The 22,214-nt window shown below is 49.5% G+C and carries 19 protein-coding genes; 5 read left to right on the top strand and 14 right to left on the bottom strand.

Annotated features, from left to right (window positions below):
- Positions 1-2: 2 nt before the first annotated feature.
- The 7 genes from gudP to syd form a co-directional block, all read right to left on the bottom strand.
- Positions 3-1,355 (bottom strand): galactarate/glucarate/glycerate transporter GudP, encoded by a 1,353-nt coding sequence (gudP, locus tag OGV65_RS11665; RefSeq protein WP_016154241.1) that lies wholly within the window; start codon positions 1,353-1,355, stop codon positions 3-5.
- Positions 1,356-1,924: 569 nt separating this feature from the next.
- Positions 1,925-2,341, bottom strand: a complete 417-nt coding sequence (locus tag OGV65_RS11670) for a hypothetical protein (protein ID WP_137352542.1) — start codon at positions 2,339-2,341, stop codon at positions 1,925-1,927.
- Complete coding sequence (locus OGV65_RS11675) at positions 2,319-3,992, bottom strand: DUF8093 domain-containing protein (RefSeq protein ID WP_286454979.1); 1,674 nt, start codon at positions 3,990-3,992, stop codon at positions 2,319-2,321. The genes OGV65_RS11670 and OGV65_RS11675 overlap by 23 nt, the downstream gene beginning before the upstream one ends.
- A gap of 324 nt (positions 3,993-4,316) precedes the next feature.
- The gene (locus OGV65_RS11680; protein ID WP_047499385.1) at positions 4,317-4,766 is read right to left on the bottom strand and encodes a flavodoxin; all 450 of its coding nucleotides are present in this window, start codon (positions 4,764-4,766) and stop codon (positions 4,317-4,319) included.
- Positions 4,767-4,785: 19 nt separating this feature from the next.
- The gene (gene truC, locus OGV65_RS11685; protein WP_047499384.1) at positions 4,786-5,568 is read right to left on the bottom strand and encodes a tRNA pseudouridine(65) synthase TruC; all 783 of its coding nucleotides are present in this window, start codon (positions 5,566-5,568) and stop codon (positions 4,786-4,788) included.
- Positions 5,568-5,897 carry a YqcC family protein gene (locus OGV65_RS11690; protein WP_016154244.1) on the bottom strand — a complete coding sequence of 110 codons (330 nt, stop codon included), beginning with the start codon at positions 5,895-5,897 and terminating at the stop codon, positions 5,568-5,570. Before OGV65_RS11690 ends, truC begins: the two co-directional genes overlap by 1 nt.
- A gap of 631 nt (positions 5,898-6,528) precedes the next feature.
- On the bottom strand, positions 6,529-7,074 hold the full coding sequence (gene syd, locus OGV65_RS11695; protein ID WP_131346696.1) for a SecY-interacting protein: 546 nt from the start codon (positions 7,072-7,074) through the stop codon (positions 6,529-6,531).
- 68 nt (positions 7,075-7,142) lie between these two features.
- Here syd and queF point away from each other — a divergent pair, with 68 nt between their 5' ends.
- The 5 genes from queF (at position 7,143) to xni (ending at position 13,635) form a co-directional block, all read left to right on the top strand.
- Positions 7,143-7,991: an NADPH-dependent 7-cyano-7-deazaguanine reductase QueF gene (queF, locus tag OGV65_RS11700; RefSeq protein WP_016154246.1), complete on the top strand. Its 849-nt coding sequence runs from the start codon at positions 7,143-7,145 to the stop codon at positions 7,989-7,991.
- A 113-nt stretch (positions 7,992-8,104) separates the two neighbouring features.
- The gene (gene ppnN, locus OGV65_RS11705; protein ID WP_003840366.1) at positions 8,105-9,469 is read left to right on the top strand and encodes a nucleotide 5'-monophosphate nucleosidase PpnN; all 1,365 of its coding nucleotides are present in this window, start codon (positions 8,105-8,107) and stop codon (positions 9,467-9,469) included.
- Positions 9,470-10,031: 562 nt separating this feature from the next.
- Positions 10,032-11,321 carry an HAAAP family serine/threonine permease gene (locus OGV65_RS11710; protein WP_016154247.1) on the top strand — a complete coding sequence of 430 codons (1,290 nt, stop codon included), beginning with the start codon at positions 10,032-10,034 and terminating at the stop codon, positions 11,319-11,321.
- 53 nt (positions 11,322-11,374) lie between these two features.
- Entirely contained in the window at positions 11,375-12,742 is a 1,368-nt protein-coding gene (locus OGV65_RS11715) for an L-serine ammonia-lyase (protein ID WP_019077586.1), read from the top strand.
- A 137-nt stretch (positions 12,743-12,879) separates the two neighbouring features.
- Entirely contained in the window at positions 12,880-13,635 is a 756-nt protein-coding gene (gene xni / locus OGV65_RS11720; protein ID WP_016154249.1) for a flap endonuclease Xni, read from the top strand.
- Positions 13,636-13,726: 91 nt separating this feature from the next.
- Here xni and fucO read toward each other — a convergent pair whose 3' ends face one another.
- The 7 genes from fucO to OGV65_RS11755 form a co-directional block, all read right to left on the bottom strand.
- Entirely contained in the window at positions 13,727-14,875 is a 1,149-nt protein-coding gene (fucO, locus tag OGV65_RS11725; protein ID WP_016154250.1) for a lactaldehyde reductase, read from the bottom strand.
- Between the two features lie 27 nt (positions 14,876-14,902).
- Positions 14,903-15,550: an L-fuculose-phosphate aldolase gene (fucA, locus tag OGV65_RS11730; protein ID WP_003034062.1), complete on the bottom strand. Its 648-nt coding sequence runs from the start codon at positions 15,548-15,550 to the stop codon at positions 14,903-14,905.
- A gap of 141 nt (positions 15,551-15,691) precedes the next feature.
- Positions 15,692-16,690 (bottom strand): LacI family DNA-binding transcriptional regulator, encoded by a 999-nt coding sequence (locus OGV65_RS11735; RefSeq protein ID WP_016154251.1) that lies wholly within the window; start codon positions 16,688-16,690, stop codon positions 15,692-15,694.
- Positions 16,691-16,756: 66 nt separating this feature from the next.
- A complete protein-coding gene (locus OGV65_RS11740; protein ID WP_286454980.1) occupies positions 16,757-18,337 on the bottom strand; it encodes an FGGY-family carbohydrate kinase in 1,581 nt (526 codons plus the stop codon).
- A gap of 53 nt (positions 18,338-18,390) precedes the next feature.
- Positions 18,391-19,341: an ABC transporter substrate-binding protein gene (locus OGV65_RS11745; protein WP_016157361.1), complete on the bottom strand. Its 951-nt coding sequence runs from the start codon at positions 19,339-19,341 to the stop codon at positions 18,391-18,393.
- Between the two features lie 73 nt (positions 19,342-19,414).
- Positions 19,415-20,398, bottom strand: coding sequence for an ABC transporter permease (locus OGV65_RS11750; RefSeq protein WP_003034055.1), 984 nt, complete (start codon positions 20,396-20,398; stop codon positions 19,415-19,417).
- A 3-nt stretch (positions 20,399-20,401) separates the two neighbouring features.
- Positions 20,402-21,901 carry a sugar ABC transporter ATP-binding protein gene (locus OGV65_RS11755; RefSeq protein ID WP_286454981.1) on the bottom strand — a complete coding sequence of 500 codons (1,500 nt, stop codon included), beginning with the start codon at positions 21,899-21,901 and terminating at the stop codon, positions 20,402-20,404.
- Positions 21,902-22,214: the final 313 nt, after the last annotated feature.

Genomic DNA, 22,214 nt, shown 5'->3' on the forward strand with positions numbered 1-22,214 from the left:
CATCATTGCCCTGCGACAGGTTTCAGTTCGATACGTTTAATATCACCCACCAGCACCAGATAGCTCACTACAGCAATCAGCGCATGCACCCCGACGTAAATCAACGCACCGTTAAACGAGCCAGTGGTACCTACGATGTAGCCGATAGCAATTGGCGTAACGATACCGGAGATGTTGCCAAACATATTGAACAGACCGCCGCTCAAACCGCTGATCTCTTTTGGCGCAGTATCGGCCATCACCGCCCATCCCAACGCACCGATACCTTTGCCGAAGAAGGCCAGCGCCATAAAGCCGATGATCATCCACTCCACGTTGACGTAGTTACAGAACACCATCACCATCGACAACAGCATACCCAGTACGATTGGCGTTTTACGGGCGATATTCAGCGAACCGGTACGGCGCATCAACCAGTCGGAAATAATGCCGCCGAGTACGCCGCCTGCGAATCCGCAAATGGCCGGAACCGAGGCAACAAAACCGGCTTTCAAAATCGACATACCGCGTGCCTGTACCAGATAAACCGGGAACCAGGTGATAAAGAAGTAGGTCAGCGCATTTATGCAGTATTGGCCGATATAAATACCGATCATCATCCGTGAGCCCAGCAGTTGCTTGATCTGCCCCCACTTCACGCTGAACGGCACTTTGGCTTTGGCTGCCGCCTGATCCATATTGATCAGCGCTCCGCCTTCGGCAATGTAGTCCAGCTCTTTTTGGTTTACGCCCGGATGCTGGTTCGGTTCATGAATCACCTTCAGCCAGATAAAGCTGATAACAATCCCGAGACCGCCCATAAAGAAGAACACATGCGACCAGCCCACTTCGTGGGTCAACCAGCCCATGATTGGCGCGAAGATTACGGTGGCAAAGTACTGCGCCGAGTTAAAAATAGCGACCGCCGTGCCCCTTTCCTGCGCCGGGAACCACGCCGCCACAATACGACTGTTGCCAGGGAAGGATGGCGCTTCGGCTAACCCCACGAGGAAGCGCAGGGTAAACAGCGCAACGATAATGCCGAAGCCGCTGAAGATATCGACGAAGCCCTGCAGCAGGGTAAACATCGACCAGATAAAAATGGACCAGAAGTAAACACGTTTTGAACCGAAGCGGTCGAGCAACCAGCCGCCGGGGATCTGACCGATAACATAGGCCCATGAAAAAGCGGAGAATACATACCCCATCCCTACCGCATCCAGACCAATATCTTTGGCCATCTCCGAGCCGGCGATGGATAAGGTGGCGCGATCGCCGTAGTTGAAGGATGTGACGATAAACAGCATCACCACTATCCAGTAGCGAGCGTTAGTGCGTTTTTCCGCGCTGCTCGCCGCCTGACTTAATGAACTCATTGTTGCACTCCTGAATCTTGGCTTTCGCCAGTTCATTCTGTACAGCACCTGTAGGGTGATCAGAATGAGAGGTTAGTGTGTGGCAGTTTTGGTACAGCTCAGGGCCGTTTTATTCTGACTCGCTGCCTTTTCGGGAACTGACGGGAAAAGTATATGAAGGAGTGCCTCTTACCCTCACCGTGCAAAAACACAACATTGCGGGAGGTGAATGAGGTTGTTTATGGCATAAGCCTAAGGGAATGGAAGATGCTTCACGAAATTGGCGTTTGGTGGGTGATTTGTTGCCGAGTAGCGGCAACATCTAACCAGCGGTGCCCATCTGGGTTTAAGGCGCTACTACTTATGACGACTAACAGTTTAGGAAGCTGATCTCTTAGATTGCGCACCAACTCCTAACGTGACTCAATTGTTTTTTAGTGGGGTTATTACCTGCCGCTAATTATGGTGAGATTGTTGATCAGGAATATGGGACATTGAAATAAAAATAAAAATAAAAATAAAAATAAAAATAAAAATAAAAATAAAAAAGGGACTCTAGTTTATTGGAGTCCCTATTAACATTCGATTTTTCAGAAAAAATAATAAAGGATCACCAAAAAAGCCAGAACAATAAACTCAACAAACCAGAACGCCGCTTCAACTTTAAACCCGGTGGTTAATTCTTTGGGTAAGGAACGAATAAAATGATATGCTTCAATACTCATATCATTATTAAAAACCCTGTTATAGGGAAAAATCAGACTAGACATAATGAAATCTATTTTTGCAAAGTAGATACCGGGAGTACCAATTAAGCTTGCTGTTCTCGCCAAACTTGCAGTGATAGGAAGACGACCAAACTCCTCCTCGTATAATATTACTATTTTTTTATACTTCTCATCATTTATCACATAAGAAATAAGTATTAAAATCAAAGTTATAATAACCAGCATTATGCCAAGGCTCATATTAATGACATCTAGATTATCTGTTAGAAATCTTTTCATATATTAGAATACCTGCTGCTTCATTAAATGAATCTGGGTCATACAGTTTAAGTTCTGGATTATCAATATCGTCATTCACTAATCCACCAAACCTATCACCTAGTTTCTCACCCATTTTTTCCAAAAATTTACCTCCTGCAATACTTGAAGCAATGCCACTTACCAAACATACACTTGCGCCAATACCTCCTGCTTCTGATGTAATCAATCCCAGAACCCATGTACACGCGGCTCTCCCCATAATTCCCCCGGCAGCTCCGCCAGCAAAACTTGCAGTTTGTTTGAAGCCGAATTTGCTGTACTCCGTTATCGCTGCTTTTCTACATTCGCTTTCACGTCCTTTTGCGCAAGCTTCATAAACGTTAGTTGTATAACTCGCAAAATCAAGACCAACACCTACATAGCCTGTTGTTCTCATTATTTTTATCAGTTTGGCTGACTTTTCTATGTAGCTTGCATATCCCTCAATATCCTTTACTCCTGTTTGATCCCACTTATGCATAATCGATTTGGTTGATAAACCTAATGCCTGCTTTATATCTTCATATTGTTTTAAATTTAGCCGTTCTTTTGAGAATTTATTCAAAATACCGTCTAATTTTTTAAATAGTCGTTCTCGTTGACCAAAAAACTCCTCTCCAGAAATACGACCAGAATTACTACTATATGTTTTCTTATAAAGCGACTGTATTTCATTGAGTGTTTTATTTATTTCTTCATAATACCCCCCACCGGTATCTTTTATGTAACCTAAGATATCCCCGCTTTGTCCTAAAGCATCGCTGTATAATTGTGAAGAAAAAATATCCACGGAAGCTCTATTTTTGTGTAACACACGGGCTTCTGGCAGTGTTAATGGTGCAAGCGCGTTATCAATTCGATCACGCGCTTTTTGCAATATTTCAATCTGTTGCTGATCTTGCTTTTCAGGATCAACGACAAGCAGAATTGAACCCGGTTGTTTTTTTATATCTGGATTGAGCTTGTGATATAACTCACGTGTACCATCCGGAGGATTAATAAAAAAGCTGGATTCGAAAGATGACGGTGTGGCCTCATAGGGCAGTACACAAAATCCTGCATCTACAGGTTCGCGAGACGGTTTATCCTCTTCAACCGGACATGAATGCCTTGGTACTACGGCAAGAGGTTTTAGTGTGGGTTCAAGATAACCTGGTGCGCCATACTCAATCTTTTGAGTGGGTCTGGTTTTTCTTCCCAGTCCCCTGTCGAGGGTTTCCTGATAAGCTCTCCTTACTCTCTCTGCGAAGATACTGTCGAATACATCAGGCATAAATGGTTCATAAACTAACTCCCCGTCCTGATCAAAATAAAAAGGATTTCTGTCCCAGGACCAATGCTCATCATAATCTATCGCTATTATCCAGCCCACGCTTAATTTGTGTTGTATCTCATCATAAATGCGATTACATCTACCAATAGAGGGCCTTTCATACGCACCAGAAGAATATCGGTTTACATTCCATTTTCTCTGTGGCAGGCCAAATATAGTTGAGCGCTGATTTTTATCATCATCAAGTTCATAATATATCCTTGCTAACCTAATACCTTCTTTAGGTGAAATTATTTTTTCGAAGTCTTCTAATCTGGCGCTTTGGCTAAAATCCCGTGAATTATACAAAGTAAACAAATTGCATCTCCTTAGCTTAATAATTTCCAATTATTATCATTCTATCTCATTTATTCACCTCATTAATTCATTCACAAAATCCAGATTTTGGGCCTGTTTTTATTAAAGCATGATAACCGGGTTATTTGTTTGTGCTTTTGAACTCATAAATAATAAAAAACCCGAATTTAATTTTTATAAATTCGGGTTACAAATAAAATTATGCGATTGTATTTATAATACAGATAAATTAAAGCAAATCTCCCTTAGTGATAATCAGATTGTTCTCTCCATGTCCATCATTTGTCACAGGCCCGTGCAAACAAAGCGCTGCCGGGCGCAAGGTTATTTAAGCAAGGTTCCCCAGTTTTCTACCCACGGATTGGATTCGCTTTCCGGTTCAGGATGCTCGCTGGCGTCAATCAGCAGCATTTCCCCAACACGGTGGGCGCTTTGTTCCTGCAACAGTGCATCGAACTGCTTGCCGCCATTGCAGAAATTAACATAGCTACTGTCACCCAGCGCAATTACCCCGTAATGCAGATTTGGCTGGAAACCGAGATTATCTTTGATCCCCTGAAACAGCGGCACGATGCTATCCGGCAGATCGCCCTGTCCGGTCGTTGAGGTCACCACCAGCACATATTTTTCCTGATATGCCTGCCAGTCGCTGAGCTCGGGATCTTCGAACACCGTGGCTTTATGACCCTGCGCCGTCAAAATAGCTTCGGCCTCTTCGGCAACCAGCAACGCGTTTCCGTACATCGTGCCGACAAAAATTCCAATTTCCGCCATAACCGTAATCTCCTGGGACTTAAGAATCTATCTGCTCATCCTGACCTGACAGCCCGTTGAACTCAACCCTTTCATTCTCAGGGAGAAGTCCACGCCAGCCAAACTGTGATAGCGCCTGCATCCAGACATCATCCAGCCCGGCGCGAATAACCAGCGGTTCGCCGGTAAAAGGATGAGTCAGCGCAAGCTGGCTGGCATGAAGCATCAAACGCTGACAGCCAAAGTGCTCAGCGGCGCTGCGGTTTTGCCGCAAATCACCGTGCTTACTGTCGCCGATAATTGGATGACGTAAGTGCGCCAGATGGCGTCTGAGCTGGTGTTTTCGACCGGTTTTAGGATCCAGTTCCACCAATCCGTAACGGGTCGTCGGATAACGCCCGGTCGCTACCGGCATCTCAACCGTCGCCAAACCGCGATAATGGGTGACGGCAGGCTGCGGGCCTTTATCATCACGGGCAAATTTATCGGCGATCTTATCCAGTTCTTCGACCAGCGGGTAATCCAGCACGGCATCATCCATCAGCCAGCCACGCACAATCGCATGATAGCGTTTCTGAATTTGATGATGTTCAAATTGCTGGGACAGCAGCCGCCCGGCTTCGCTGGACAGCCCCATCAGCAGTACTCCGGAAGTCGGTCTGTCGAGTCGGTGGGCGGTAAAAACGTGCTGGCCAATCTGGTCGCGTACCGTTTGCATCACCACCACTTTCTCATCCCGGTCGAGCCAACTGCGGTGAACCAACCAGCCCGAAGGTTTGTTAACTGCGACCAGCCATTCGTCCTGATACAGAATCTCCAGCATCAGGCGTTATCACTTGTAAACAGTGCATCCAACTCCTGCAATGCCGTCAGCAGAATTTCGCGTTGCGGGTGATCGGCTGCCAACGCCATTTCGTAATACGGTGCGACGGCAAAAGCCTGCGGAAGCGGTTGAGCGTTATCAATCAGCGTATGCATGCGGGGAATCAATACCCATTGCAGCCACTCAACCGGCTCCATGGTATCCATACAAAAAGGCTGCGTGCTGGTAAACAGATGCTCTGCAGGCTCATCCAACCGCCAGTGATTATGTTCACGCAGTAGCGCTTCAAGCGCGTGTAACTGCTGGCGCACACGGTCATGAGTCGTCATGAAATTAACCTCAATGATGAAAAATCTGGCGCGAAGAATAGCACTAGTGAAGGGAAATAAAAAAAGGGAGCACTGTAAAAACAGTGCTCCCGGTTCGTTTCGCAGCGTTCCAGCTACTTTTAGTGCTCCCTGCTCATCCGTGACAACTTTTCCTGTGGTCTTGCGACCTTGTTCATCCTGAACTTGTGCATCCTGCTCACATCACCCCGATGTGAAAACTTCATCCTGAAGTGTCCTGGCCATCCTGACCCGCCGAACATCCTGACCGGCTCTCATTCTCCATCCTGGAGGTGTCCCTTAACGCATCCAGCGCTTTCCGCTTTGCTTCATCCTGAAGCCTGTCCTTGTAACACCGTCCTGGTGTGTCCTGCCGAAGAGCCATCATCCTGATGTTCTCTTCGTTGTGCGACTCCTTGTCGACAGATATAGAATCGCCTGTTTCGCCTTGTCTTACAAGATGCTTACAGACACTCCCTTAAGATTATTTTCGTATGAAAGTTGACAATAAAACATTAACTTTATGAATAATAAGGGATAATTATTTTATCCGTTCATTAAGTCTTTACTTATTACCTGGCAATGTCCTACAGGGTTTGTAAGAGATCTCTCACAAGGTTCAGGGCAATCTGGATTACAGAACTGGCTTAAGCTGAGTGAGAAATTCCGCAAGTGAGTCTGCCAGCACCGTTCGTTTACGGGTTCCCAGCGTTTCTTTGCACACTTCACCGGAGAGATTGCACACCGAAATAACGTCAAGCTCATTGTCCTGGGTGGCAATAAAAAGCGTAGGCGACAGCTTGAGGCGCTTTTGCGTAACCAGGTGACCAATCAGGTTTTCCTGAACGCGCCTGAAGTCGTCTTCGCTCCAGGTTTGCAGCAGCGTTAGTTTTTCATCCGCAAACTGCGCGTGCATGTCCCCGGCAAACTGGGTGGTGTAAAAAGCGTGAACGGCTGGTTGTATCACGATATCAAAGGCGCGTTCAACCGCATTGAGGTTTTTTTCGCCGACAAAAGGCTGAGGTTGCCAGAATACCGCATCGTCTGTGGAAGAAATGATGCACGGAGAAGGTACGCCATACAGCTCATCGCTGAGGGGCCAGCTGTTGTTTTTTTCGTACCATGCGTCGCAATAACGTGTCGTAAAGGCTGTCAACGCCTGCGCTGTCAATTCGTCCACTGATTTCTCTCTTCACAAAAGCCAGGATACACTTGTCGCATAGTGTATCTGGTTTATGACGGTGAAACATGTCCTCTTATGAAAATCATCAGGCGCTTGACGGCCTGACTCTCGGTAAATCAACAGATTACCGTGACAATTACGATGCCAGCCTGCTGCAGGGCGTTCCACGCAGCCTGAACCGCGACCCGCTGGATTTACAGGCCGATAATCTGCCTTTTCACGGTGCCGATATCTGGACGCTATATGAACTGTCTTGGCTGAATGCCAACGGTTTACCGCAGGTAGCGGTCGGTCATGTAGAACTGGATTACACCAGCGTAAATCTGATCGAATCGAAAAGCTTTAAGCTTTACCTGAACAGTTTTAACCAGACGCGTTTTGATTCCTGGGATGCGGTACGCCAGACGCTGGAAAACGATCTGCGCGCTTGTGCTCAGGGTGATGTCAGCGTAGCGCTGTACCGTCTTGACGAACTGGAAGGACAACCGATAGCCCACTTTAACGGCACCTGTATCGACAATCAGGATATTGTCATCGATAACTACCAGTTCAGCACAGAGTATCTGGAAAATGCCGTTGGCGGTGAAAAAGCGGTGGAAGAGACGCTGGTCAGCCATCTGCTGAAGTCTAACTGCTTGATCACCCACCAGCCGGACTGGGGCTCCATACAGATTCAGTATCGCGGACGAAAAATCGATCGCGAGAAGCTGCTGCGTTATCTGGTCTCCTTCCGTCACCATAATGAGTTTCACGAGCAGTGCGTGGAACGCATTTTCAATGACATTCTGCGCTTCTGCCAGCCGGAGAAACTGAGCGTTTACGCACGCTACACGCGACGTGGCGGCCTGGACATTAACCCATGGCGCACCAACACCGATTTCACCCCAGCAACGGGGCGCCTGGTACGTCAGTAATCTTTTTTCTCAATTTTGCGTGCCGGATTCCGCGCGCAAGGTTGTGAAAGGTCATAAGCCAGGGCTATTGTAATCAACAGGGAATGACGTGTTGCGTCCCATAAGGAGTTTACTTGATTACACATATTAGCCCGCTTGGCTCAATGGACATGTTGTCGCAGCTGGAAGTCGATATGCTTAAACGCACGGCCAGCAGCGACCTGTATCAACTGTTTCGTAACTGTTCGCTTGCCGTTCTGAACTCCGGCAGTTTGACCGACAACAGCAAAGAGCTGCTGTCACGCTTTGAAAGTTTCGACATTAACGTGCTGCGCCGCGAACGGGGCGTGAAGCTGGAACTGATCAACCCGCCTGAAGATGCGTTTGTTGATGGACGCATTATTCGCGCACTGCAGGCCAACCTGTTTGCTGTGCTGCGCGACATTCTGTTCGTCAATGGCCAGATCCATAACGCCGGTCGCTTTCAGCATCTGGATCTTGAAAGCTCGGTGCATATTACCAACCTGGTATTCTCGATCCTGCGCAATGCCCGGGCGCTACACGTGGGTGAAGCGCCGAACATGGTCGTCTGCTGGGGGGGTCACTCAATCAACGAAAATGAGTACCTGTACGCCCGTCGCGTTGGTACCCAGTTGGGCCTGCGCGAACTGAACATCTGTACCGGCTGTGGTCCGGGGGCGATGGAAGCGCCAATGAAAGGCGCTGCGGTCGGTCACGCCCAGCAACGATACAAAGACAGCCGCTTTATCGGTATGACCGAACCGTCAATCATTGCCGCTGAGCCGCCTAACCCGCTGGTTAACGAACTGATCATCATGCCGGACATTGAAAAACGTCTGGAAGCGTTCGTGCGTATCGCCCACGGTATAATCATCTTCCCAGGCGGCGTAGGGACAGCAGAAGAGCTGCTGTATCTGCTGGGGATCCTGATGAACCCGGCCAACAAAGATCAGGTTTTACCGCTGATCCTGACTGGACCAAAAGAGAGCGCCGATTACTTCCGCGTGCTGGACGAATTTATCGTGCACACGCTGGGGGAAGATGCGCGTCGCCACTATCGCATTATCATAGACGATGCAGCAGAAGTGGCTCGTCTGATGAAAAAAGCGATGCCGCTGGTGAAAGAGAACCGCCGTGACACCGGTGATGCCTACAGCTTTAACTGGTCGATTCGTATCGCGCCTGATTTGCAGATGCCGTTCGAGCCGTCCCATGAAAACATGGCTAACCTGAAGCTGTACCCGGATCAACCCGTGGAAGTACTGGCGGCAGACCTGCGCCGTGCGTTCTCGGGGATTGTAGCCGGTAACGTGAAGGAAGTCGGGATCCGCGCCATCGAAGAGTTTGGCCCGTACAAAATCCACGGTGACCGCGAAATGATGCGCCGCATGGACGATCTCCTGCAGGGCTTTGTTGCACAGCATCGTATGAAGTTACCAGGCTCCGCGTATATCCCTTGCTACGAGATTTGCGCCTAACCTCCAACAGCCGCCAGCAGACGCTATCGCGGTGACAGTTTTGTCCATATCAAAGCCGGGTTTGGCGCATCAGCCTCCCGGCTTTTTTTAGTGATACCAGCCACATAGCTCAGACGATAATATAAATAACGATGATGTTTCATTAAAAATAGCGCGCTACGCAAACGATTACCTTTAAAACTCAACCGTGATTTATCTTAGGAAATTATTATTAGTCGCCAAAATCCTCTAAAAACAACAGTTTTTACAGCGTAACGCTCGTATCTTCGCGCCTTCGCTTTCATGATATATGTCGTTAATGTTAGCCTTCGCGCCCGTAAATTCGCTTTGACTATTTTTTAACAGATTAATGGTCCAAATTTATCCACATAAAAGGTGGATTATTGCATTTGGGATCGCGATCACTGATACATTCATTACTAAAATGTATCTTTCCGCCCGCAAATTATTACGGCGAAAAATTATATAAAAAATCGCTCAACGAATTTCGATTTACAGTCGGGTATTTTCTCATTGGATTGACCCCAAACCCGACTTTTTAAGCTTCCTCCAGGAGAAATAGATGGAAAACACTCAAACCAGCACTATCGTTACGGGCCAGACCCGCAGCGCATGGCGCAAGACAGACACCATGTGGATGCTGGGCCTTTACGGCACGGCGATTGGCGCGGGTGTATTGTTCCTGCCGATTAACGCAGGCGTAGGCGGTATGATTCCGCTGATCATCATGGCGATCCTTGCTTTCCCAATGACCTTCTTTGCACACCGCGGCCTGACTCGCTTCGTGCTGTCCGGTAAAAATCCGGGTGAAGACATTACTGAAGTTGTAGAAGAACACTTTGGTGTAGGCGCAGGAAAACTGATTACCCTGCTCTACTTCTTCGCTATCTACCCAATTCTGTTGGTCTACAGCGTAGCAATCACCAACACCGTCGAAAGCTTCCTGACCCACCAGTTGGCAATTACGCCGCCGCCGCGCGCAATCCTGTCTCTGATCCTGATTGTCGGCATGATGACCATCGTGCGTTTCGGTGAGCAGATGATCGTGAAGGCAATGAGCATCCTGGTATTCCCGTTTGTTGCCGCCCTGATGCTGCTGGCGCTGTACCTGATCCCTCAGTGGAGCGGTGCCGTTCTGGAAACCCTGTCCTTTGACTCTGCAGCAACCACCGGCAACGGACTGCTGTTGACCCTGTGGCTGGCAATTCCGGTAATGGTGTTCTCCTTCAACCACTCACCAATCATCTCCTCCTTCGCCGTGGCGAAGCGTGAAGAATACGGTGATGAAGCTGAGAAGAAATGCTCTAAGATTCTGGCATTCGCTCACATCATGATGGTGCTGACCGTTATGTTCTTCGTCTTCAGCTGCGTATTTAGCCTGACCCCAGCGGATCTGGCCGCAGCGAAAGAGCAGAACATCTCTATCCTGTCTTACCTGGCAAACCACTTTAACGCGCCGATCATTGCCTGGATGGCACCGATCATCGCGATTATCGCTATCACCAAATCCTTCCTCGGCCACTACCTGGGCGCACGTGAAGGTTTCAACGGTATGGTGATTAAGTCTCTGCGCGGCAAAGGCAAAACCATCGAAATCAACAAACTGAACAAAATCACTGCGCTGTTCATGCTGGTAACCACCTGGATTGTGGCGACGCTGAACCCAAGTATCCTCGGTATGATTGAAACCCTGGGTGGCCCAATCATCGCGATGATTCTGTTCCTGATGCCGATGTATGCAATTCAGAAAGTACCGGCAATGCGTAAATACAGCGGCCATATCAGCAACGTCTTCGTTGTGATTATGGGCCTGATCGCTATCTCCGCTATTTTCTACTCTCTGTTCAGTTAATTCCCCTGCGCCGCTCCTCGGGGCGGCGCACCTCGATACACAATGGACGCCTCATGATTAGCGTATTCGATATTTTCAAAATCGGCATTGGCCCTTCCAGCTCCCACACTGTTGGCCCGATGAAAGCAGGCAAACAATTCACGGATGACCTGATTGCACGCGGAATTCTCACTGACGTAACCCGCGTAGTGGTTGATGTCTATGGCTCTTTGTCTCTGACGGGGAAAGGTCACCATACCGACATCGCGATTATTATGGGCCTGGCGGGTAATCTGCCGGATACCGTAGACATTGATGCCATCCCGGCCTTTATCCAGGATGTGAATACTCATGGACGTTTGCTGCTGGCGGACGGTCAACATGAGGTCGAGTTCCCGGTCGACAAGTGCATGAATTTCCATGCGGACAATCTGTCTCTGCACGAAAACGGGATGCGTATTACCGCACTGGCGGGCGAAAAAGCCATTTATAGCCAGACTTACTATTCCATTGGCGGTGGATTCATCGTTGATGAAGAACATTTTGGTTTACCGAACAACTCTCCGGTAAACGTGCCGTATCCGTATAAATCTGCGGCTGATTTGCAACGTCATTGCCAGGAAACCGGCCTGTCGCTTTCCGGTCTGATGATGCAAAACGAATTGGCGCTGCACAGCAAAGAAGAGCTGGAACAACACTTCGCCAACGTCTGGGACGTCATGCGCAGCGGGATTGAGCGCGGCATCACCACCGAAGGTGTATTGCCGGGCAAACTGCGCGTTCCACGTCGCGCGGCGGCGCTGCGTCGTATGCTGGTCAGCAGCGACAAAACCACCACTGATCCGATGGCGGTTGTTGACTGGATCAACATGTTCGCGCTGGCCGTGAACGAAGAAAACGCTGCCGGTGGACGCGTGGTTACAGCGCCAACTAATGGCGCATGCGGGATTGTTCCTGCCGTGCTGGCGTACTACGACAAGTTTATCCGCGAAGTGAACGCTAACTCGCTGGCACGCTACATGCTGGTCGCGAGCGCCATTGGTTCACTGTACAAAATGAACGCCTCTATCTCTGGCGCCGAAGTGGGCTGTCAGGGTGAAGTCGGCGTTGCCTGCTCCATGGCTGCGGCCGGTCTGGCTGAACTGCTGGGCGGTAGCCCAACGCAGGTGTGCATCGCGGCGGAAATCGGTATGGAACATAACCTGGGTCTGACCTGCGATCCGGTTGCCGGCCAGGTGCAGGTACCGTGCATTGAGCGTAACGCCATTGCTTCGGTTAAAGCAGTGAACGCCGCACGTATGGCGCTGCGCCGTACCAGCGAACCGCGCGTGTGCCTTGATAAAGTCATCGAGACCATGTACGAAACCGGTAAAGACATGAACGCCAAATACCGTGAAACATCTCGCGGCGGTCTGGCGATGAAGATTGTCACCTGCGATTAAGTCCCACCACGTTTCAGGATCTGTAGGCCGGATGAGGCGCTCGCCGCCATCCGGTCTACGGATAACGCTATTTCGCAACACTCGCCTCCCCTCTCCGTGAATGTTACCCTACAAACTTATTTGTTAGGGAGAACACCGTGGCCGTCCACCTGCTCATTGTCGATGCACTGAACCTTATCCGCCGCATTCACGCCGTACAGGGCTCACCCTGCGTAGAGACGTGCCAGCACGCGCTCGATCAGTTGATTGTGCACAGTCAGCCTACGCACGCCGTGGCGGTATTCGATGATGAAGCGCGCAACAGCGGCTGGCGTCACCAACGGTTGCCTGACTACAAAGCAGGTCGCCCCCCGATGCCTGATGAATTGCACCAGGAAATGCCCGCCTTACGCGCCGCTTTTGAACAGCGCGGCGTCTGCTGTTGGGTCTCCAGCGGGAATGAAGCCGATGATTTAGCCGCAACCCTGGCGGTTAAAGTGAGCCAGGCGGGACATCAGGCTACCATCGTCTCAACCGATAAAGGCTATTGTCAGTTGCTCTCCCCGACGCTGCGTATTCGTGACTACTTCCAGAAGCGCTGGCTGGATGCACCGTTTATTGAGAAAGAGTTTGGCGTGCTGCCGCAGCAGTTGCCTGATTACTGGGGACTGGCCGGGATCAGCAGTTCGAAAGTACCGGGGGTTGCAGGTATTGGTCCCAAAAGCGCCACGCAGCTGCTCGTACAGTTTCAACATCTGGAAGGCATTTACGCGCATCTTGATGAAGTACCGGACAAGTGGCGCAAGAAACTAGAGATGCACCAGGAGATGGCGTTTCTGTGTCGCGATATCGCACGGCTGCAAACGGACTTACATATCGACGGAAACCTGCAGCAATTACGGTTGGTGCGATAGGTCTGTTGCCGAATGGCGCTGTGCTTATCTGGCCTACACGTCGAACACCCCGGTAGGCCGGATAAGGCTTTCACGCCGTCACGCTGAAAAATTACCAGGCGGTGTGGTACAGCTCAACGATATCTCCAAGGTTCGCTTCACGCGGATTTCCCCCGGTACAAACATCGTCCAATGCCGCCTGCGCCAGCGCAGGAATATCCTCTTTACGTACGCCAACATCGCGTAAATGCAGTGGGATCCCTACATCGCGGTTAAGGGCGAAGACGGCATCCACTGCCGCTTTACGTGCCTCAGCCAGCGTCAGTCCTTCAACCTTAACTCCCATCACCCGGGCGATATCGCGGAATTTTTCCCCGGTGAATTCGGCGTTATAGCGCATCACGTGCGGCAGCAAAATGGCATTTGCTACGCCGTGCGGCGTGTTATAAAACGCACCTAACGGGTGTGCCATTCCATGCACTAATCCCAGACCAACGTTGGAAAAGCCCATCCCGGCCACGTACTGGCCCAGCGCCATCGCTTCCCCGGCCTGGGTATCGCCCGCAACGGAACCACGTAATGCCCCGGCTATCATTTCAATAGCTTTAATGTGCAGCGCATCGGTAAGCGCCCACGCAGCCCGCGTAATGTACCCCTCAATAGCATGGGTCAGGGCATCCACTCCGGTGGCGGCTTTTAGCGCCGCTGGCATACCGTCCATCATGTCAGCATCAATGAACGCTACCTGTGGGATGTCATGGGGGTCGACACAAACAAACTTACGCCGATTTTCTTCGTCAGTGATCACGTAGTTAATGGTCACTTCCGCTGCCGTTCCCGCGGTGGTGGGGATAGCCATAACCGGCACGCTCGGGTTGCGCGTTGGCGATAACCCTTCAAGGCTGCGTACATCCGCAAACTCAGGGTTATTATTGATAATGCCAATCGCTTTACAGGTATCCTGAGGGGAGCCTCCGCCGATGGCGATCAGATAGTCTGCGCCGCTTTGCTGAAAGACACCCAACCCTTCCTGCACCACCGCAATGGTTGGGTTAGGAATAACGCCTGAATAGATTTCCCATGCCAGACCAGCAGCATCCATTCGGGAAGTCACCTTATCGACAACGCCGCACTGCACCAGATTTTTATCAGTCACAATCAACGCCTTGCGATAACCACGACGGATGACTTCATCGGTTAATGCACCAACAGCTCCCCGGCCAAACCATGCCGTTTCGTTCAGAATCATTCTGTTCGCCATCGTATTTCTCCTTTTCGCTATGCGAAATTACTCTTCAATGCGTAATCCGTAAGATTTGAATTTCTCCAGCACAATGGCGATCTCCTCGTCATCCAGCACCGGCACCGGGTCAACAATCGCCAGCGTGCTCAGATAAAGGCGGGCCAGAACTTCCACTTCATGCGCCAACCACAGTGCTTTTTCCAAATTCGCTTCACAAGCAATCAACCCATGGTGCTGTAAAAGCGTTGCCTTACGGTTTTTCAGGGCGACGCTCACATGCTCTGACAGCTCTCGTGTACCAAACGTCGCATAAGGCGCACACGGAATAGAGTTCCCCCCTGCCGCCGCAATCATGTAGTGAATTGCCGGGATAGGGCGATTAAGAATAGAAACGGCCGTGCAATGTACGGCATGGTTATGGACAACCGCATTGGCATCCGGACGCGTCTGGTATGCCGCCAGGTGAAAACGCCATTCACTGGAGGGTAATTGTCCTTTATCATATTTCCCATCGTTATCTACATACACGATCATATTTTCAGTAAGTCTTTCGTAAGGAATACCGCTGGGCGTGATCAGCATCCCATTTTCATAACGCGCACTCACATTTCCCGCCGTCCCCTGATTCAATCCAAGGCTGGTCATTTCAAGGCAGGTTTCAATGATTTCTCGCGACAAACGCATTCTTTCCATAATGATTCTCCGGGTACAGTTTCCCCTCGTCTTTATTGCGAAAAATGCAGCCGCAGAGTAAGACGGGTCAGGTTTCAGATACAGGCAGCCACTGAACGTATATATTCAGGTTCAGTAGGCCGATTTATTTATAGCGGCGTATTAAGGTTGTCTTACGCGCTTAATAAGTTTCATCTCAACTTTTACAGTTTCTTTAATTGGCTGGTCATCAATAGCACTCATCATCATATCGAACGCTTTTTCCGCCCAAACATTTTCATCCTGCTGCATTGACCAGACATTATTGGCGAGGAATCCCAGCATTGGGTGTTCATCGAATGTCCCAATGTTAATTTCAGGTGGAATTGTGCCAAAACGATTACGAATAGCATTAATGGCCCCCTCCAGTACGGGTAATGATGAGGCGATAAATGCCTGTGGACAACCCTGTTCGCCGATCAACTCATCCATCAGTCGATAACCCCCCTCGGGCGTGTTGTCCGGACCTTCGCGCACCCAATCGCTATGCAAAATACCATTATTGTTCAATGCATTAAGATAACCTTGCAAACGGTCGCCGATGCTGGGTAATCCGGTATCTCCCACCAAAAACCAGATCGGCGACTTTCCAGCGTCAAACAAACTTTGCGTCAATTTTTCGCCGCCCAAAATGTTATGGCTTTCTACCAGAGCGTTATCGGTATACTTAAAATCACGGTCAAGTAACACCATCGGTTTTCTGACCTGACGTAAATGGTGCTGCTGATTCTCTAATGTTGAGGGAACAATAAAAAGGCCATCGACATTGCGAGCTATTAACGCTTTGGTCAGTTTATTTTCGTAATCAACATCGTCATAGGTACAGCTAATCGTTAGCTGATAACCGGAACGACGACAGCGTTGCTCAAGTTTTTCTGCGAGTGTGGCAAAAAACACGTTAGAAATATTGGGCACAATCAATCCCAACGTATCCGTTTTATTCAATTTCAGGCTGCGTGCTGAATGGTTAATGACGTAACCATAGCGCTCGACATATTCATTAATACGCGTTTGGGTTTTGACACTGATTCGATATTGCTCTGCTTTCCCGTTCAGCACCAGTCGTACGGTCGTAACCGATAAATTCAGATCGCTGGCTATCTGTTCTACTGTTTTAGCCATTTATATGCCCCAGTTCACATCCAAAAACGTCAATCTACAATCATAAAAGTATTTTAAACTTTTGTCTTACTGCATAAGTTGGTTAATCGCCTGCTGCTGATCCCACATCATCAGATAAGCCTGATATTTGCGGTCATAGAAGTTCCGCCGTGCCGGGTTAGCCTTAATCACCTCGCCTGATCGAACCATCGCCTGGCATGCAGATGGAATATTTTCCCACGCGCCGCAGGCAACCGCGCCGGTGATGGCCGCCCCTAACGTCACCGCATCCTCTTCCTGCATCAGATGAATATCGCATCCGGTGGCATCGGCATATTCTCGCAACCACAGTGGATTATGCGTTGCGCCGCCGCACAGCGTCAGTCGGGAAATGGTGTGACCGTTTTCGCGCATCACTTCCATAATATGCCGCGTACCGCAGGCGATCGCCTGTAATGTCGCCAGGTACAGACGAGCAACCTGCATCTCGCCTCGCTCAAGAGTCAAACCGCAAACACTCCCCCGGGCATCGGGTCGCGCGCGCGGTGAACGATTGCCGTGGTGATCGGCCAGCACATGCAAATAACGACCAGGCTCTGACTCCTGCGCCTCAAGTTCGGCAACCCATTCATTAACTAAAACGATGGGATGGCAACCCCGCGCCTCAGCCTTGTGAAATAGCGCCGCGCTGGCTCCTGACTCCTGAAGCGTCCAGTCGACTAACGCCCCAGCGGCACTTTGCCCCCCTTCTGTCAGCCAGTAGCCTGGCAGCATGGCTGACCAGTACGGCCCCCATACACCAGGTGTATGAATTTCCTGCTCGCTGCACAGCATATGGCAATTTGACGTTCCGCTGATCAACGCCAACGTCCCCTCAGGCTCAACACCAGCAAGCGCTACTCCGCCCGCATGGGCATCAATCATTCCGCTGGCGACGACCACTGCAGTCGTCAGCCCCAGCGCCTGGGCCGCATCGGTGCTAAGCGTTCCAACGGCAGCGCCTGGCGGCAGGATCCGCGACGGGATTTTGCCCAACAAATCCGTTAGCTCAACAGCGTCAAGCAGGGAGTGGCTAAAGCGTTGTTCATGTGCCAGATAGTTCCATTTACACGTCAGCGTGCACAGACCAGCAACATCACAGGCGGTAGCTTTAGAGACCAGAAAGTCCGCCAGATCGTAGAAGCGATACGCACTCTGCCAGGTGGCTGGAAAATGGTTTTTCAACCACAGTACTTTAGGAAGCTCCATTTCGACGCTGACTTCACCGCCAACGTAGCGCAGAGCCGGATCCTGCGTGGCGTTTATACGTTGCGTCTCCTGCGCCGCACGATGATCCATCCACATGATGATGTTATGGTCTGATGGTTCGCCTGGCGAAACTGCCAGACCCCGCCCCTGTTCATCCAGTGCCACCAATGAACAGGTGGCATCAAATCCCAATGCGCGAATCTCCTCAATGCGAACCTCGGATGACGACACCGCCTCCTTCACTGCATGGCAAACCTGCTGCCAGATTTCTGCAGATGACTGCTCAACCCGCTCAGGACCGGGTCGAAACTGCGAGATGGCGTGTGTCGCAAAAGCCAGCCGTTTGCCACTGGCATCAAAGACACCAGCCCTGACGCTGGCGGAACCGACATCCACACCGAGGAAATATCCACTGCCCATAGTAACTCCCTGACGCTGGCGAATGATGGGGCGAGCACTTCGCCCCAACGGTGTTATTTTTTACCAAATGGGTGTAACAGCTTGTCAATTTCCGGGGTGTCAATGTTCTTCGCATTAACGAATTTAACCGGAATATCAATTTCTTTCGGTACAGACTGACCCGATACCGCTGCATTTAGTGTCTTGATACCCTGGTAGCCAATCTGATAAGCGTCCTGCACGACAAAGCCCTGAATGACCCCAGACTTCAGGAAAGCAATGATTGCCTCGGTGCTATCAAAACCAATCACTTTCACTTTGCCTTTCAGGTTTTGACTATCAATGGCGTTTGCTACGCCCAGCGTTGAGCCTTCATTGGTGCCATAAATCCCTGCAATATCAGGGTTGGCCTGGATCATATCGATGGTTTTATCCATCGCTTTTTGCGGATCGCCATCGCTGTACTGGACCGGTAGCACCTGGATTTCCGGGTATTTCTCCTTCATGCGGGCAATAAACCCTTCCGAACGCTCAATCGCTGAGGAGGTCCCCGCTACGTGCGCAATAATGCCCACTTTACCTTTGCTACCCACTTCCGCAGCCAGTGCATCCGCCGCTTCAGCACCGGCTTTACGGTTATTCGTGGCGACAAAGCTCACTGGAATATCGGAATTCACGCCGGAGTCAAACGTCACAACTTTAATGCCGCGTGAATTTGCGGTCTCAACTAATGGCGCCAGCGCATTGGCATCTAACGCTGCCAGCAATAGCCCATTGGGTTTTTGCGCCATCGCGTTTTCAACTAGCTGAATCTGCTCGGCAATCTGAGTTTCATCCGCCGGGCCAACATAGCTGGTTTTATCACCCGACTCTTTTGCTGCCGCTTCCGTCCCCATTTTTACGGTTTGCCAGAATTCATGCTGGAAACCTTTACTGACCACCGGAAGGTTCATATCTTTAGCCAATACGCTGGATGTCATACAGGCCAGCAGGGATAACGCATAGACAAAATTCCTGGTTCTCATTGTTTTACTCCGTTCTGAGTGAGTCACCCTAAACGTCAGGGTTATGATGCCCCGTGACTTCCGGGAGCGTAAATCAACGAATTTTTTTGCGTAATGTATCGAGATAAACCGCAGCAATGACCACCACGCCCATGGCCACCATTTGCCAGAACTGGGAAACCCCCATCAGGTTCAGACCGTTTTTCAACACGCTCATAATGAATGCGCCGATGATAGTCCCGCCGATGGTGCCAATTCCTCCCATCAGGCTCGTACCGCCAATAACAACCGCCGCGATGGCTTCCAGTTCATAACCCACGCCAACCGTTGGCTGACCAGAGTTCAGACGTGAGGCCAGAATAACGCCGGCGATCCCGGTCAGCAGACCACAAAAGGCGTAGACGAAAATTTTGACGCGTTGAACTTTAATACCGGAAAGATGTGCGGCCACCTCATTGCTACCCACAGCGTAAACATAGCGACCAATCACCGTTTTCTTCAGGATGTAGGCGGCGATTAGCGCCACCACCACCAGGTAAAAAACGGGATAAGGCAACACATCGAACAAACGTCCCTGGGCCAGCATTTTGAAGGTGGGGTAATCAGCGAAATAAATCGCACGACCATCTGTCATCACCATATTGATGCCTCTGACGGACATCATCAGGCCCAGCGTGGCGATAAAAGGTGGGATAGTCATTTTGGTGACCAGCAGACCATTGATATAGCCGCATAATCCACCGGCCAGCACCCCGGCCAGAATACATACGGGCAGAGGCAATCCCAGCGTGGCGCTGATGCCCACCGCAACACCAGAAAAGGCCACCACCGAGCCAAGAGAAAGGTCGATTCCTGACGTGATAATGACGAAGGTAACGCCAATCGCCATAATGCCAATCACTGAAGTTTGCAGAGCGATTGTCATGATGTTTTCAGTGTTAAAGAAAAATGGCGAACCAAAGCTAAAAAATATTACTAAAATAATCAGACTCAAAAGCGGCGCAAGGCGCATTAAAAGTTCTTTGTTAATTTTTATTTTCTTATTATTGCTGTCTGAAGAGGTTACAGAGATAGTCATAAATTAGTCCTCTAACGTCGCATATTGCATGATTTTTTCTTGTGTGGCGTCATCAGAAGCTAACTCCCCGGTAATACGTCCATTACGCATCACTAAAATGCGATCGCACATACCCAGCACTTCCGGTAATTCAGAGGAGATCATGATAATTGACTTCCCTTTTGCCACCAGTCGATTCATTAATTCATAAATCTCAAGTTTGGCACCCACATCAATACCGCGAGTGGGTTCATCAAAGATGAGAATATCGGTGTCTTTACACACCCATCTGGCAATAATAATTTTCTGCTGATTACCACCACTTAAATTCAGAGCAGCCTGTTCTAAATGTGGTGTTTTAATGCGTAGGGCTTTCACCTGTTCTTCGCTGGTTTTCTGACAACGTTTGCTGTCCACGTTGCCATAACGATCGGAATACTCAGGATAATTGCCCAACATAATATTGCGCTCAACGGACAGTCCTAATGCCAGCCCCTCTTTTTTCCTGTCCTCGGTTAAATAGCTGATACCCTGTTTGATAGCATCAGGAATATCTTTAATTACCGTCACGCTACCGTTCAGCTTGAGGGTTCCGCCATCAATGGGATCCGCACCAAAAATCGCCCGCGCCAGCTCAGTACGTCCTGCCCCCATCAGACCGGCGAAGCCCAAAATTTCGCCCTGATACAGAGTGAAATCAATATTGTTCAATACGCCATTGCGCGTCAGACCGCTTACTTCCAACACCGGCTTGCGTTGAGCCAAAGGTTCGCGGCGAGGATAGATATTGCCAAGATCGCGCCCAACCATCATGGCAATCAGATCGCTAATTTTAACCGCATCATAATCCACAGTGGCAATAAACTGACCATCCCGCATCACCGTCGCGCGATCGGCGATCAGCGCCAGTTCCTCTAATCTGTGCGAGATATAAACAATGCCCGTTCCCTGTTCTTTCAGCAAACGAGTTACCTGAAATAAGCTGTCAATTTCCGTTTCAGTCAGCGCTGCCGTCGGTTCATCCATAATAAGAATCTTGGCATTCACCGATATCGCTTTAGCAATCTCAACCATTTGTTGTTGCGCGACGGTCAGATCGGCCACCAGCGTTTCTGGAGAGATATTCAGGTTTAATTTTTGCAAAATATCGATAGCTGCCTGTCGCTGTTGTTTATCATCCAGACGCCAGCGATTATTTTTGCAAAACTCCCTGCCAATAAATATATTTTCTTCCACCGTGAGTTCAGGGAAAAGGTTAAACTCCTGGTGAATGATGGTGATACCTGCGTTTTGTGCACTCAACGGATTCGCAAAAGTAACAGGTTGTCCCTCAAAAATAATATCCCCTTCATCAGGCTGATAAACACCGGATAAAATCTTCATCAACGTAGACTTTCCTGCGCCATTCTCACCCAGCAGCGCATGAACCTCTCCTTTGCGTAAAGCAAAATCCACATTACTCAACGCTAATACGCCGGGAAAACGTTTCGTAATATGACTCATCTGTAAAAATGTTTCAGACATTGCTGCTTTCCTCAATATACAGAAACTGCAATCAGTGAATCAGGCGCAAAACGTTGCCAGGAAGCCATCGTCACCGTTAATGCGAATACTACCTATAAGTTCATATGCGTTTTATCAATTATGCTAACTCGAGTTAGCGAAGTGCCTTTTAAAGCTATTTTAGCTACTCAAAATAGCCAAATCATTTGGTTTAAAACTGTGACGCTGAACAGACAATTTATTATAAATAATTAATTTAAAAAGGATTTATTGAAAATACCCGTCCTGGTTTATTTGACACAGATCGAATTTTAACCACTTCTCGTGAAGCCTC

Source organism: Citrobacter sp. Cb004 (assembly GCF_030337065.1).
Taxonomy (GTDB): domain Bacteria; phylum Pseudomonadota; class Gammaproteobacteria; order Enterobacterales; family Enterobacteriaceae; genus Citrobacter; species Citrobacter braakii.

Bases quoted from the DNA above. Each gene is read 5' to 3' on its own strand.
- gudP (WP_016154241.1), bottom strand. From the start codon at position 1,355: ATGAGTTCATTAAGTCAGGCGGCGAGCAGCGCGGAAAAACGCACTAAC.
- OGV65_RS11670 (WP_137352542.1), bottom strand. From the start codon at position 2,341: ATGAAAAGATTTCTAACAGATAATCTAGATGTCATTAATATGAGCCTT.
- OGV65_RS11680 (WP_047499385.1), bottom strand. From the start codon at position 4,766: ATGGCGGAAATTGGAATTTTTGTCGGCACGATGTACGGAAACGCGTTG.
- truC (WP_047499384.1), bottom strand. From the start codon at position 5,568: ATGCTGGAGATTCTGTATCAGGACGAATGGCTGGTCGCAGTTAACAAA.
- OGV65_RS11690 (WP_016154244.1), bottom strand. From the start codon at position 5,897: ATGACGACTCATGACCGTGTGCGCCAGCAGTTACACGCGCTTGAAGCG.
- queF (WP_016154246.1), top strand. From the start codon at position 7,143: ATGTCCTCTTATGAAAATCATCAGGCGCTTGACGGCCTGACTCTCGGT.
- OGV65_RS11710 (WP_016154247.1), top strand. From the start codon at position 10,032: ATGGAAAACACTCAAACCAGCACTATCGTTACGGGCCAGACCCGCAGC.
- OGV65_RS11715 (WP_019077586.1), top strand. From the start codon at position 11,375: ATGATTAGCGTATTCGATATTTTCAAAATCGGCATTGGCCCTTCCAGC.
- fucO (WP_016154250.1), bottom strand. From the start codon at position 14,875: ATGGCGAACAGAATGATTCTGAACGAAACGGCATGGTTTGGCCGGGGA.
- fucA (WP_003034062.1), bottom strand. From the start codon at position 15,550: ATGGAAAGAATGCGTTTGTCGCGAGAAATCATTGAAACCTGCCTTGAA.
- OGV65_RS11735 (WP_016154251.1), bottom strand. From the start codon at position 16,690: ATGGCTAAAACAGTAGAACAGATAGCCAGCGATCTGAATTTATCGGTT.
- OGV65_RS11740 (WP_286454980.1), bottom strand. From the start codon at position 18,337: ATGGGCAGTGGATATTTCCTCGGTGTGGATGTCGGTTCCGCCAGCGTC.
- OGV65_RS11745 (WP_016157361.1), bottom strand. From the start codon at position 19,341: ATGAGAACCAGGAATTTTGTCTATGCGTTATCCCTGCTGGCCTGTATG.
- OGV65_RS11750 (WP_003034055.1), bottom strand. From the start codon at position 20,398: ATGACTATCTCTGTAACCTCTTCAGACAGCAATAATAAGAAAATAAAA.
- OGV65_RS11755 (WP_286454981.1), bottom strand. From the start codon at position 21,901: ATGTCTGAAACATTTTTACAGATGAGTCATATTACGAAACGTTTTCCC.